Consider the following 15,300-nt stretch of genomic DNA (forward strand, 5'->3'; position numbering starts at 1 on the left):
ATTTTTTCATAAAAATCCTTCTTCAGGAATTATTTTACAACAAAAGGGAGCTAAGGCTCCCTTTTAATTTACTGTGCGAAATAATCATCTTTTAAGATTTCTTGTCCAATTTCAAACATTTCAAGAACTTTATTATTCATCGAATTAATATAAGCCTCTGTTCCAATTTCATCGTAAGACTCCGTATAGCCAGACCAAATATTATTTCTTGCATGTTCTGTGATCCATCCATAGTTTGAGAAGACAACTAATGACTCATCATCAGAGAATGCATCAACACCAAAGGCATGATAGTAATCATAATTTAAATTAAATAAATTAGCCACGGTTGGTGCAACATCAAATGAACTCATAAGCTTGCTGACTGTCTGAGGTTCCATGCCTGGCGTCCACATAATAAGTGGGACTTTATGAAGTTCCTGCCAATTCCACGCATTCGTATCATCATATGCCCAAATTTTATCATGATGGATTGGGTAAGGATAATGATCACCAAAGATGATAATCACAGTATCCTCTAATTCTCCTGCCTCTTCTAATCGATTAATTAAATACGCCATCGATTCATCAAATGCATTTTGTGCCGCATAATAATAAACAATTTCTTCATCTGCGCCTTCTTTGACAAACGGACGCACATAGTCATAATTAGCTGCAAGCTCTGTTCGTTGAGTCGTATAAGGCGTATGACCATTCGTTGTTAATATGTAACTAAAGAATTTCTCTTGTTGCAAGAAAATATCAGCAGAAGCTTTCATTAAATCTGTATCACTTGGCCAATTGACCATGTACTCCCACTCGTCTAAAAACGCTAGCCCAAGTGCTTTTTGATCATAAAATGTTTCATACCCAAGAGCGCGATGATAATTAAAGCGATTATAGAAATCTCCTGTATTGGAGTGGAATGATTGTGCTGTATATCCCGCCTCTTTAAACCGATTCGCTAGCGTATTTGGGAAGGTATTATTCGCAAAATCATACGAGGTTGTTCCATAAGACATCGATGGAACTAATGACGTGTTCACCACGAACTCGGAATCACTTGTTGAGGCTTTATACGTTGGAGAATAGTAATTATCAAAATACAGTCCCTCTTGAATCATTTTATATAACGTCGGCGTCATATTTTCATCAATCGCTAAATTCGACAAACTTTCAGCCAAAACAAATACTACATTTTTACCTTCAAATAATCCTGTCATCTCATTTTCAACATGTTCATGGTTCATTTCTTCAAAATAGGCATCGATTTGTTCATAATCTGCCGCAATCTTAAACTTTTTCGAAATAAATCGTTGCGTGGTAATGCTCACATCTTGCTTCGTATAAGCAAATAGACCAAATCGTTCCATTGCACGTTCTTTATCAAATAAAGATTCATACAAATAGTTATCGTCTTTAAATTTATCTGATACTGAATCGGTTGTCTCAAATGTTATTTTGGTCACCCAGTTTAATCCAAATGCTATGACAAAGCAAACCACAACCGCCATATAATCAAACTTTTGACGCTTCATTTGACGTTTTAATAAAACTAAAATCAAAATAAACAACACAACCGGAATAAAGAACAAAGTATATTTCCATTCTAAAACACGGAAAATCTCTCCCTTAACCGTTCCAAGTTCTCCTAAATTAGTGGCTTGGGAAACTGAAAAAAAGGCTTTATAAAAATAATGATAAATGACTTGTCCAAGTCCAAGAATGGCAAATAAGATTGCTGTCAATCCATAATAAATTTGGCGTCCCATTCCTTTAAATAACAATCCGATAGCGGCAAAGCCACATGCATACGCTGTTGAAAATAAAATAGAACGTTTAACTAAAACATTCAATCCCGCTAAATAATGCAATAAAAGATCTACACTGACTAATGTCACAATATAAGCGAATACTATCACATAAGATTTAATCCATCCAAATTTCTTCATAAATTCCACCTCTTCGCTATTTCACCTCATATTATACCAAAATACAAAAAGCAGTCGCAAGTCGTTTTAAATTTTGACATCTTTTCATAACTTGACACAATTCGAAGAAAGGTACCAATGAAAAGCGATTTTATGATATAATAGCACAGAAAAATGATACTTATTTTGAATAAAGGGGGCTCCTATGCTTAAACGATATTTAAAAGAAGAAAAGTTTACGTTACTAAGCTTTTTGATTCTAACGCTTCTTATTTTTTCACCATATATATTACACCTTAAATCCTTCACCTTAGGATTTGACTATCAAAACCAACACCTTTATTTTTATGAGGAATTTCATCGTCTACTAAGCAGTGGAGAAGCTCCATTTTGGTCATGGAACTTATTTTTAGGAACTAATTTTATCGGTTCTAAAACCTACTACCTCCTAGGCGATCCATTTGCGTACCTAACACTTTTATTCCCCGCTTCAAAAATGATGGGAGCAGTCTTTTACATCACTCTTTTAAAACTATTTGTCGCACTCATTGGGGTAAGTGCTTTTTTGAAAGAAATGGGAATCAAATCACAAATGAGATTTATTCCATCCATCATGTACACTTTTTGTGGTTGGGGCTCTTTATTCGTTGAACATCCGATGTACCTAACATGGTTCGCTCTACTTCCCCTTATCTTTTTAGCCATTGAAAAGTATTTAAATAAAGGGCGTGTCAGTCTCGTTGTTTTCGCCTCTTTTATTTTACTCATTTCAAATTACTATTTATTCTGGTCATTATGTGTCTTCTTAGTCTTTTATTGGCCACTCAGATATTTCATGACCCATGAATTTAATATTAGAGCATTTATTCTATCCTCTTTAAAACTTGTCGCAGCCTTTATCTTAGGAGCTTGTATGACGCTCATTCTCATTTTACCAGCCGTCATTCATACAGCCCTTAATACACGATTAAATGAAGCAAGCGAAGGATTGTCTTTTTTATGGAGACCGATTAAAATCTACCTTGATATTATCATGCGTTCATTCTGTCCAAACTTTGATTCAACATGGGACAAAGCCCTTCTCTTTAACACTGATGATTACCGAACAAACCAATTAACGCTTTATTCTGGTGTTGTGACCTATCTCTTTGTCTTTTCGTACTTCTTAGATAAAACAAAGTATAAATTAAAAGAAAATTGGCTTTGGTTAAGTTTATATGGTATCTTAGGACTTCTATTAATGACACCTTATGGCGGGTCTTTGATGCATGGACTAAGTGAACCAACCTTCCGTTTTACAATCTTAATCATAATGGTCAATGTCATCATCGTTGCAAAATATTTAAATCATCGAGAATTTAAAAGACTTCCGTTAGTTTTGAGTAGTGTGATTATCATCGCACTTTTAATTGGATTAATCGTCATTGGGTCAAATAGTTATGAATATCTCCAAGAGCTTCAATTAAAAGAACTCTTCGTCATGAAAGTCACTATCGTACTTGTCATCGCCTACTTACTCATCCTTCTCTTCATCAAAAAATTCTCAATTAAAATAGCATCCATTGCGATACTTCTCATCCTAGAACTTGGGATTAGTGCCTCTATGACGCTTAATCGTTATCCTGATGGTAGCGAAGACTTCAGGCTAGGTGAAAAATATGACCAAGAAGCCTTTGATTATCTAGAAGAACTTGATTCAAGTTTGTATCGTACTTATACGCCTATCCGTGCAACGGATTACAGTATTTACCGAAACTTAAACTTACACTATGGATACAAAAGCGTTTCAACGTACGATAGCATGTACCAATTTACACTTAGCGATTTCTTTTCCCTAATTGGGGCCAATCCGACGTATTGGGGCTTCCATATTCTTGAATCAGAGACAGCTAAAATGCTTGGCGTTAAATATTATGTCATCTCACACGATGAACAAGATTTAATTGACAACTTGGATGAGCTAACACTACTAAAAACATTCGAACATGAATCCGTTTATTTGTATAACGACTACTTACCAATTGGGTTCACGTATTCAAACTATTTAAAACAATCGGATGCTTTAGCTATGTCACCATCTGAGATTGATTTTGTTAACACCTTAGTCCTTGAAGACGATGACTTTGAATCACTTTCACTTAAAAAGCAAAGTGATAAGCGTGACCTATTTGAACAAACCACATACTCGCAAAATAGGATTGATGGAACGATTACCATCACGTCTCCTGCTTACCTTTACTTCTCGATTCCATACGATAAAGGGTGGAACTTATCCGTAAACGGTGTAAAAACAAACTTTGATAAAGTACAAGGTGGATTTATTGGACTTCCTCTTGAAACAGGTCATTATAACATCACCTTAACCTATACACCACCAGGTTTTAAACTAGGAGCTATCCTAACAACCATCAGTACGCTAGGATTTATCACAATCCTAATCATAGAATTCAAAAAAAATGAACTCGGAAATTAATTCCCGAGTTCATTTTTTTTATTGACGTTTTCGACGATCAGCGATTAAGAAGAAAATAAAAAGTCCGCTACAACATGCTGTTAAAATGATTCCAATATTTAATCCAATCGGCCAATATGAAAATTCAATCTCATATTCACCTGCGTCAAGTTGTAGTCCTAAGAACCCTTGATTCACCTTAATCGGTTGAACCGTTTCTCCATTCACTTTAACACTCCATCCCTTATCATAAGGAATTGAAGTAAATAACCACTGGTTATCTTCATTAATCGTAATACTTGTTTTTAAATCATCATTATTAAATTCTAACACATCTAAACCTTGTGTTTGACGTGTTGTATATAACTCATCATAACGACTTAAGTTTTCATCTAAGTAAATGTTCACTAGTGCTAGTGGATCACCGTAATCACCCACAACGACCTCTAAATAATCAAATTTCGGTTCAATATAAAATCCTGCATAATCAAACTGATATCCGATTTGCTCAAAAACTAATTCTCCATCTAAATACGCTCGAACCTCAAGATCCGGTGAGCCAAAGTTTTCAACATAAACCATTGTCTTTTCTTTTGGTTCTTCATATTCAAAGCTAAAGAATCCTGGTTTTCCCCATTCTAAAATTGACGTTAATTCTTCTAATGGATTGATATCACGGAATGAATGACTAGCATATTCATCTGGTACAACTAAATAATAAGGATATAACAAGTTTTGTTCAAGCGCAGACTTAGAATTAAAGTCAGATTCACTGATGACCTGATTAAAGGTAAAGCCTAAATCGGTATAGAATTGATTTTCATAAACAATCGCGCCATTTAAATGCGTTAAATATTGAAACCCATAAGGAAGATTTGCTTCTCCACCACTAAAATCAATATAGTATTTATAAGCTAATAAATTTAACACGTTCTCCTTCCCGATTTGTTGAGAAGTTGTCCAAGAAGCAACCTTAAGTGGAGACAAGAACTGATCTTGACTATACTGATAAACCGAGGTGTAGAATCTAAATCCTTTAAAGTTACTCGACATTGGTAAATTATCATCCGCTGGTTTTCCTTTTTGAGTCGTTCTAAATTCAACACGATAGAAACTATCATCCATTTCCTGAAGAGCTTTAAAGAAATCAGAACGCTCAACCGCCTCATAATCTAAATTCTCTTTTGTCAATGGTGCATCTGTGCTTAATAGGTTTCTAAATGAAATAAGTCCTTCGAGTGCAATAAACACTGATAAAATGACTATTTTATACTTAATTTTAGGTAAAACTAAAGTTAACGTAAAAATAATAACCAAGATAGATGCTAATAAACAATGATTTTTTAACATGACTAATTCGTGTGCATTAACATTCCATTGACGCCATAATGTAAACCCATACAATCCCCATACGATGACAATAACAGTTCCTGCCATAACCATTAAGGCTGTCTTAAGATATTTCGTATAGAAGGCTTCTTCACGGTCTTTAAAATAGGCGTCTAGGAAGCGCGTGAGCATCATGACAAATAAGAACATAAACATATACATCCAACGTGTATCAAGAGATCCTTGTAATAACACATAGAAGATTTTAAATACAAAGAAGAATGATAATATTCCAAGGAAAATAACATACCCCATTTTTTCTCGTTTATCTTTTAAGAAAAGTAATAATGGAACAACCACTGGTGTTAGGATGGTCGTATACAAAGAGGCTCCTCCTCCCCATCCAATTCCAGGATCCGTTGTGCAACTAATTAAGAAGTTAGGATCAAAACGATGTCCCACTGGGAAGAAAATACTCGTTACATAACGATAAAATTGCTTTAACGTGACCACCGATGTTAAACTAGTCCCACTTTCACTTAAACGCGGCGTTTGAATAATAATTAGTGCACTTGGAATTAAGATAAGCCCTCCAATTCCAATTCCGAGTAGATAAAAACCGATGATTTTTAATTGTGTCAAGAAAATTTCTTTTCCTCGATTCATTAAGAAGTTTCTAAATAAAGAATACATCATCGCAAACGGAATGAACTGATAAGAGAAATAAAAATTCATCATCGTTATGAGTGCCACCAGTAATACCATTAGGCCAAATTTCTTTTCCTCTAAGTAGCGTTCAATCGCGTATAAAATGAGTGGATACAGTAAAAACGCATCTAAGAAGAAGAAGAAATGATAATACGTGAGTACCCATCCTGAGAACATGATGACAAGAGCACCAATGAAGGCCACTCCTAACTTTTTATTCAATTTACTTAACCATAAGAAGCTAAAAATACCAATTAAACTAATTTTAATGATATACCAGTATAAAAATAAGGTCGGAATGACATCTCGCGGAAATAGCGTCGTTAACCAAAAGAATGGGGACGTTAAAAAGTAATAAACATGTGAGAAAACACTAGAACCAAGTCCGTGTGTCCAATCCCAAAAGTTTAACTCGCCACTATGAACTAAATCCCATCCATGATAATAAAAAGGTAATACTTGCGTCAGGTTATCACCATAAAAAATCATCAACTCACCTGTTAAAACATATTTAAGATGAGCCAGTAAGACAATCCCGACTAAAATCAACATATAATGATACTTTTTCATCTCCAAACTCCATTCAATCTAAAATTCACTATTGATTCAAATAGCTAATATGATATACCACATAAGAATTATTGATATAAATTCGATTGGCAAACGATCCAAGTGTTTCATATAACAGTGGATCTCCATCGGCTGGTACGATGACAAATTCAATGGTATATGCACGCATTCGACGTTCTAAATCATTGTAAACTGATGGTTCTTCTTCTGCCCAACTCTTTGAATTGGTTAATAATGAATAAATAAACATGCGATACTCGTATGGATTAGTGTCGTAATTCATATAAAAATCACGCAATGTTGCTACATTAAACACTAAAATTTGTGGTTCATATAAGAAACGCGTTCTTAAATCACAACTCATAACCGTTGTTCGATAATCCGGTTCTTTAAAGTATTCTAACTTATACTCGACTAACGCTTTTTCAGCCTCTATTAAATCATAGGGTAACTTATAATAAGGATCGTAAGTTGTATCATTTATTAAGAATTTTAAGCTAAAGTCTTGGGCATGAATCACTGAATTATTGATAAATAAAATTCCAAATACCGCTGTTAATCCCAACGTTAAAATAGTCTTGGCTTTAATAGATTTCATCAATGAAACATAAAACTTTACCCCGACTGCAAATGTTATCAATGAGAATAATAAAATTGTTGTTCGCCCATAAACAATTCCCGTTAAATACTTGCTAATAAACGGAGCCACAAATGGGTTATAGAAGAAGATTAAAGTTCCGACTAAAATGACTTTATATAAGCGATATTCTTCCACCTCACAACGATAGCATAAGACTCCGATAAGTAACGCCCACCCCACAAGGGTATAAATCACTTTTAAAGGTAATAAAATCGCTTGGTAAGAAATAAAACTTTTTTCTGTAAAATAGGTGATTCCATTAATATAATCCGGAATAAAAGATGCCATTGAAACTGGTGAGGCAATGCCCTTAAGTGTCATCACTATAGAGATTAAAAGAATACTAGCTAGTAACAAAATTAAGGCAAATCGCATGATTTTTTTCATTATATTTGAAAATTTTTGAACAAGCCAATAGATTAGAGGATAAAGAACGACCAAAATAATGGTCGCAATCAAAGCAAAAAGCATAGACATGGTAGATATAATTCCGATCACATAAAAAGCTAATGGAATACTTAATGTTACAGGCAATTTCAAATTAGGCTGCTTTGCGATAAACACTTCAAATCCTAGCAATAAAAGAACTAACATTCCCCCCACAAATAACCCAGTTGATTGAACCGAATAATGACTAAACATTAAGATGATAAGAGAGAGGATTGACCAAGGCGTTTCTTTTTCTCGACTCGCCACATAAATCCAAATCAAGTAAATCATTATAAAGGGTCTAAACTGATTGCCATAATAAGAATAAATCATCCCCGATAACGTATCATTCACTAAACAGAATAATCCGCCTACTAGCACCCACTTCATAAACCAATGAGTGTCTTTGAAATAATAATGAACCGCATTAAACAGACAAAGTGGCATTATTATTAAAAAAATAATTGAGGGTAGCCATAAGGTCACCAACATATAATCAACATTTAAAAGCTGTGAAAGGGCTGATAAGAATAAATAATAGCCTTGGAAATTGTAAATCCAGTTTAAAACGCCTGTCTCACCACTCCATGGGTTAATCATATTAACCTGCATGGCATTCACATTTGATCCGACAAATGGAATATAAAAATTAAAGTCTTCACCTGAATAATTTAAACTATCGACGTTCGCATAGAAGTAAATTAAAACACCCGCCATAATCACGATAAGAATATAGTCTAGTTGCCAAGTTAAGCGATACCAAAGCTTTATTTTAAAAAGCGCATAACCACTTAAAACAATCCCAAGTATAACCGTTAAAATTACCAACACCTGACTTGATAAATGCCAAATCATCACCGGTAATGTGATGATTTGGTGTAAGCCTAGAATGATAAAAAAGCCAAGTGGAATCGCATAAGGGAGTTTCTCACTCAAATTTAATTTCATTGAAACAATTTTCCCAATCGCGTAAGATAAGACTAAAATAAAGACCGTCATTGCGATAATCGAATTAATCATCTGTCCCCCACCTCGTCTATTGCCAGCTATAATGAATCTCAACTGATTCATCTAACCCATAGAATTTCTTAAACACACCTTGATGATACGGCGTTACTGCTTCTCCAGAATGGATCGAATGCGTTGGATACGCAGGTAACCAAAGCTCTCCGCTTGGATTTTGTTTGTATGCTTCGATTCTTTGTTCTTGTTCTTGACGAACCTCAAAAACTTGAGAATAGAGACGTCCATACCAGACAAATATAAGCATCGTTAAAATAGAAAAGACAAGAGTGGCTGATTTATTTACCATTGGATTAAATCTTATTTCATTCACAAGATACCCAATCACAATAATTAAGAAATACACCGTGAAAATTGCACAACGGGGTCCAATAATTGGTGAAAGCAACATAGCTCCCATGACTGCCATCCCAAGTAAATAGTAAAAACACATTATAAAAATAGATTGGCATTTCCATAGTAAGTAAATTATTATACCAAAAATAAGCATCGCCATGAATGTCCAATACCCCATTAAAATCCAAGAATTCATATCTGCAAAATAATAAGCAATACTTGTAAACTTCCAAAAACTGATGCCATATGATTCATTTAATGAAACAATGATTGATGAACCTAAAACGTAGACACTGCTCAACATGACTAAACTTAAAATAATAGGTGTAACTTTAAATTTAAATTGATTTCGCTTTTGAATGATTAAGGTCATCATAACAGCAATTAAAATTAGGATAATCACCGTATTTTCTGTAAACGTATAATGAATAAATTCAGGATACTTTGTTAACACTTTTTCAATAAGATTTTTAGACATCCATTCTGTATCTTCAAGAACACGAGCTCTTGAACCTGGGCTTAATCTCATCATTAAAAATGCACCTGTTGTTGTTACGGTATTAAGAAGTAAAATTAAATCCACTTTTTTTGCTTGAATTAGGCGATATCCCATTAGTAATAAATTAGCTAAAATTAAACCACCTGCAATGTTTTCCATAATCAGCCCGACTGTCATACCAGAAACAATACTGATTAAGATTTCATACCATTTAAAGGTCGCGTTAGAATCTTTAAAATATCGACCCATCAAATAGAGTTGTAATAAGGCCATGACCGCTGAGAAACGGTAGTTAATTGATCCCACAACAAATGTGAAGGTTTCCATTCGAATCCCATGTGACACCGTAAACATTAAAAACAAAATAAGACTTGCAATCAATCCTTTTTGACGTACTGGATTGATGATTTTATATAGCAATAAAAAGGTTGAGGAAAATAATAATGGATTAAAGAAATAAATCCACCATTCATGATGTGAAGCAAGTAAAAAACCTAAAAATTCTCCTACCACACGCCCTGACCAGGTTTGATAAAACTCAAATGTCATCGTTAAAGGACCTTTCAATCCATTAATATAATACCCCCAGTCATCTCCGACTAAAGGTGTCATGGATGAAACCCACATAAAAAATAAAAATAATCCCATGGCTATATACACATAGAAATACCTTTTAAAATTCTCTATTAACTTCATTTATTCTTCCCCTCTACTTCATATATCCTTCTAATAAACCATCAATTAAGCTTACCATATTGCCTTTTAACGTATACGGTTTCGGTTCAAATCTTTTCGCACGTTCATACGTTTGAATAAAATTATCACCATCCTGATAAGAAATAAGATAGCCTAGATCTTCAAATTTCTTTGCTAACTCAATTTGATGATTATTGACATGTTCACCATATTCTTTAAGTCTTGGAACCGCAATGATTTTTTTGTGATTTTTAATCGCCTGTAACATCGATCCTGCACCCGCATGGGTGACAATTAAATCTGCTTTTTCATACAACATTTGGATTTCTTCATTTGAAACAAAGCCAAATATCTGCATCTTATTCGACTCATATTGATTATGTCCGGCTTGAACAATGACTTCTTCTCTATCCGCCACTTGTTCGACTAATTTAATCATCCGACTAAAATCTTGCTTCTGAGTACCACATAAAACTAAAATCAAAATAAACAACCTCCAAACTTAGCATCTGGATAAACTTCTAACAACTCTTCCCACTGAACGTAAAAATCAGTAGCAAGTTTATACATAATTTTTCCTGTCATCGATGGGGTATGAACATTGGCTACCGTCTCAATATAAACAACTTTACGCCCCAATATTCTTGCATATACACACATCGGAATAGTTGAATGAACACCCGTTGAAATCACAACACGTGGACGATACTTGATAAAATAAAATAATGAAACGATCCAAACCCATAAATACTCAAACAGATAAATCCATCCATCATTTTTCGAACAATACATCACGTATTCTGTTGGATAAATTGGATCTTTTGAAACGTCTGTTTTCTCCGTTACAATAACCCCATTATATTTTTTAATCAATTCACCTAATTGAAGTAATTCCGAATAATGCCCACCGGCACTCGCACAAAACAATATTTTTCCTTTTTTCATCATTATCACCAAATTTATTATATCATAAAACAAAAATAAGTCATGAATTTATCACAATCCATGACTTATTTTGTCCATCCTATTGGATGTCTATGAGATATTGATCTGAAAAGTATAATCGATCATAATATAAATAAACGGCCACCACATCAATGTCATGTTCTTTTAAAAAATCACTCAACATAAAATCATGATTTAGACGTAAATCAATGATATACGTTTCATCAAAATGAGAAGCAAACCACCCATTCATTGGATTAGAGAAAGAATCAACTAAAAACAAAGCATTTATCCCGGTATTCTCACCGTAATCATATTTAATTTCACCAGCATATCCTCCGTAAAATGCGTCATAATGATGAATATCCTTATATCCTGGACCGTAGCCATTATGATAAGCATATCGATCACCATTTTCTTTTTCTAAACCGTCTACATAGGTGGTCGCTTGAGGTGCACCTTCAATTATCAAATCACAAATTTGGTCTGTTGCACGACTATACATCCCTGTTCGTCTCGCATAACTTCCACGATAATAAACATCCTCAAAACAAACCTTTTGTGTCACAGATCTTGGATGTCCGATTTGAGGAAACACTTCATTAATCATCTCAATCAAATCTGTATAGGCTACATAAGCGCCATCAGCCGTATGATGTAAATCTGTCTTATAAAAATATTGATAATACTCATCATAATTATTAATTTGCATCTCACCAAAATAAATATCATCATCTAGTGTACTCGTAAAGGTTTCTTTATAAATCTTTGAAGCCTCTTGGTAGTCTTGTCCTTCTAACCAATCCACTTCACTTAAAAGCAAATTCTTATAAATAAAAAGTGGCTGGTCCATAAAATTTGCGACTTTATTATACATTATAGCATGTTGCTTTACCACATCGTTTAAACTTTCAGAATAATAAAGTGGCGATTCAATATAATGCTCATTATATTTACTCACTTCTCGAACCGGAATTAATTTATTTTGTGTCTGATTAAAATAAGACACATACTTCGTCAAAAAGTAATCTAACCGCGTTTGCCATTTGACTAAAAAGCCTCTACCATAAAATTGATCGGCATAAGCCGTTTCAAATCCCGTTTGAAAACTACCATCATATAAACTTTCAAGCGTTATCTTTGGGAAACTAGCTAATTCTCGATATTCAAAATCAACCTCCGTATTTTTAGGAGCGAATAACATCAAACCATTCACTAAAACTAGAGCTCCAAAAAATACAATAATAAATACACTATTTCTTATCTTTTCAAAACGCATCGCTTCGCCTCCCCTAGAAACGGAAATAAATAAAAGGATTAAATGTCGAATCTAAAAGTGACATGACACATAAAACAAATAACATCCCAAGCCCTAAATCTCCGATTAATTTAGTCACTTCACCTTGTTTTAAGAATTTTCTCGCTAGTTTAGCAATCAAAGGCGTTGCCCCAACTAAACCAACTACTAAGTATGGCCAATAATATTGAATATCTAACATTAGAAAGATATCCCACTTCATTAAAACCTTAAAATCAAACATCGACTTTAGATAGGCTCCTAATTGTACTAAATTCGTAAAGCTGAAAATAACCCATCCAATTAAAAATAAAACAATCGCATAAATATGTTGAATCAGACTTGGAAGTCTTTCAAGCCACTTCAATAAAACATACTTTTCAATAATTAAAATAACGCCAAAGTACAATCCCCATAAAATAAAGTTCCAACTCGCACCATGCCAAAAACCTGTTAAAAACCAGACAATTAAAATATTACGAATGTGTTTTAAAACAGTTCCTCGATTTCCTCCAAGTGGAATATAGACATAATCTCTAAACCAGGATCCAAGTGAAATATGCCAACGGCGCCAAAATTCTGTCATACTTTTTGAAATATAAGGATAATTAAAATTCTCGAGAAAATGGAACCCAAACATTTTCCCAAGCCCAATGGCCATATCACTATAACCTGAAAAATCATAATAAATGTGCAAGGCATATGCGATAATTCCAATCCATGAAATAATTAAACTCAACTCATTTTGATGTAACACTTGAATTTGTGTGGCTAATAATCCAAGCTTATTAGAAATCAGTACTTTTTTCATTAATCCAACGATAAATCGCCTCAATCCATTCGAAACATTTTCAAGCGTCTCTTGTCGTGAACTTAATTCTTTTTCAATTGTTGAGTAACGGACAATAGGTCCTGCAATCAACTGTGGGAATAATGCAACATATGTTGCTAACCTTAAAAAACTCTCTTGAACTTTTACACGACCACGATACACATCAATAGTATAGGACATACTTTGGAAGGTATAAAAACTAATTCCAATTGGTAATGGCAAGTTAAATGGTTGAAGATTTAAATGGAATATAAAATTAATATTTTCAATCATAAAATCACAATATTTGAAGAAAAATAAAACAACTAAATTAATGATAACACTTGAAATTAAAGCTTTTTTAGCCCCTGTATTATCTTTTCTTTGTAAACATCGCCCGACCCACTCGGCATGATAAAAGTCATTCATCGTTGATAAAATCATTAACAAGACGTAAATAGGCTCGCCCCATGCATAAAAAATTAACGACCCAATCAAGAGAACTAAATTCCGATAGACACGATTTTTACTTAAAAAATAAATTCCAATAATTAACGGAAAAAAGCAAAACAAAAACGTAAAACTACTAAATACCACCTAAGTACCCTCCTACCTTCATTTCAAAACTCTTGCAAAATAGATGGACATAAGAAAAAAGATTGCCCGTCTTCGGGCAAATCTTTTTATCCTATCCCCTTTTTATAACTGAAAAGACTTTTGCAAATCCCCAATAAGAGAACGAATTCATCATTCTAAAGTAAAGATGCTTCTTATCTTTCTTTTTATTTAAATAGTGATTTTTCTTCCAATTTGGAAAAGTTTCATTCAACAATTTCCACCCATTTGATAACACATACTTTCGTTCTGTCTTATCTTTAATTTGTGCCGCTCGCAAAAATGAACTTCCTAAAAAATATTTAATAAACAAATATTCTAATTCTTCATGATAAGATTCAATCAAATCATGTTGTTTAAAATAATCATAAATTCCTGAAAAGACCTCTAACATATCACGCACACGATGATTATGAGTATGTGTAATCGATCCTGTGCGTTGAACGTAATAAACAAACGGTTCTCCAACAAATCCAAAACGTCTGATATGTGGCGCTAATCGAATTAAAAGAGAAGAATCTTCATAGCGAAGCCCCGTTGGAAACTTAATATCGAGTGAATTAAACCAACTTGTTTTATAAATTTTAGTCCAAAGTGTCGCAATCATCTCCGTCATATACTCACGGTTATCTTTAAATGGCCCATCAGTTGCTTGTACTAATTTATCAGGATACTCCCAATAAAAATTACAAGAGACTAAATCAGCATCTTTTTTAATCGCCTCTTCATACATTTTTTCAAACATTGTTAACTCTACATAATCATCACTATCAACAAACCCAAAATACTCTCCCGTCACTTTAGAAATCCCAAAATTACGAGTATCAGCGATTCCACCGTTTGGCTTAATATAGCTTTTAATGAGATGAGGATATTGTTTTACATAATGATCAATAATGATTTGAGAATCATCAGGAGTTGAATCATTCACCACAATAATTTCAATATCTTGAAGTGTCTGATTCACTAAAGAATCTAAACACTTTTCTAAATACTTTTCAACATTATATACTGGAACAATAATACTTACTTTCGGCATA

At 33.7% G+C, this 15,300-nt stretch carries 10 protein-coding genes; 1 reads left to right on the forward strand and 9 read right to left on the reverse strand.

The features are described from left to right. Nucleotides 1–68: 68 nt before the first annotated feature. Nucleotides 69–1,931, reverse strand: a complete 1,863-nt coding sequence (locus tag HLK68_RS00145; RefSeq protein WP_006785676.1) for an LTA synthase family protein — start codon at nucleotides 1,929–1,931, stop codon at nucleotides 69–71. 184 nt (nucleotides 1,932–2,115) lie between these two features. Here HLK68_RS00145 and HLK68_RS00150 point away from each other — a divergent pair, with 184 nt between their 5' ends. Continuing rightward, complete coding sequence (locus HLK68_RS00150) at nucleotides 2,116–4,383, forward strand: YfhO family protein (RefSeq protein WP_132942903.1); 2,268 nt, start codon at nucleotides 2,116–2,118, stop codon at nucleotides 4,381–4,383. Between the two features lie 18 nt (nucleotides 4,384–4,401). Here the strand turns inward: HLK68_RS00150 and HLK68_RS00155 are convergent, their stop codons facing one another. The 8 genes from HLK68_RS00155 to HLK68_RS00190 all read right to left on the reverse strand — a co-directional run bounded on the left by HLK68_RS00155 (nucleotide 4,402) and on the right by HLK68_RS00190 (nucleotide 15,299). Continuing rightward, complete coding sequence (locus tag HLK68_RS00155; RefSeq protein ID WP_132942904.1) at nucleotides 4,402–6,969, reverse strand: YfhO family protein; 2,568 nt, start codon at nucleotides 6,967–6,969, stop codon at nucleotides 4,402–4,404. A gap of 28 nt (nucleotides 6,970–6,997) precedes the next feature. Further along, nucleotides 6,998–9,058 carry a DUF6077 domain-containing protein gene (locus tag HLK68_RS00160; RefSeq protein WP_132942905.1) on the reverse strand — a complete coding sequence of 687 codons (2,061 nt, stop codon included), beginning with the start codon at nucleotides 9,056–9,058 and terminating at the stop codon, nucleotides 6,998–7,000. A 16-nt stretch (nucleotides 9,059–9,074) separates the two neighbouring features. Next, entirely contained in the window at nucleotides 9,075–10,592 is a 1,518-nt protein-coding gene (locus tag HLK68_RS00165; protein ID WP_132942906.1) for a DUF6056 family protein, read from the reverse strand. A gap of 13 nt (nucleotides 10,593–10,605) precedes the next feature. Next, on the reverse strand, nucleotides 10,606–11,076 hold the full coding sequence (pssE, locus tag HLK68_RS00170; protein ID WP_006784207.1) for a PssE/Cps14G family polysaccharide biosynthesis glycosyltransferase: 471 nt from the start codon (nucleotides 11,074–11,076) through the stop codon (nucleotides 10,606–10,608). Beyond that, the gene (pssD, locus tag HLK68_RS00175; RefSeq protein WP_006784208.1) at nucleotides 11,073–11,537 is read right to left on the reverse strand and encodes a PssD/Cps14F family polysaccharide biosynthesis glycosyltransferase; all 465 of its coding nucleotides are present in this window, start codon (nucleotides 11,535–11,537) and stop codon (nucleotides 11,073–11,075) included. The genes pssE and pssD overlap by 4 nt, the downstream gene beginning before the upstream one ends. Nucleotides 11,538–11,616: 79 nt before the next feature. Then, nucleotides 11,617–12,816: a hypothetical protein gene (locus HLK68_RS00180; RefSeq protein WP_006784209.1), complete on the reverse strand. Its 1,200-nt coding sequence runs from the start codon at nucleotides 12,814–12,816 to the stop codon at nucleotides 11,617–11,619. 13 nt (nucleotides 12,817–12,829) lie between these two features. Then, on the reverse strand, nucleotides 12,830–14,242 hold the full coding sequence (locus HLK68_RS00185; RefSeq protein ID WP_006784210.1) for an MBOAT family O-acyltransferase: 1,413 nt from the start codon (nucleotides 14,240–14,242) through the stop codon (nucleotides 12,830–12,832). Between the two features lie 91 nt (nucleotides 14,243–14,333). Beyond that, a complete protein-coding gene (locus tag HLK68_RS00190; protein WP_006784211.1) occupies nucleotides 14,334–15,299 on the reverse strand; it encodes a glycosyltransferase family 2 protein in 966 nt (321 codons plus the stop codon). Nucleotide 15,300: the final 1 nt, after the last annotated feature.

This window comes from Turicibacter sanguinis (assembly GCF_013046825.1).
GTDB classification, from domain to species: domain Bacteria; phylum Bacillota_I; class Bacilli_A; order MOL361; family Turicibacteraceae; genus Turicibacter; species Turicibacter sanguinis.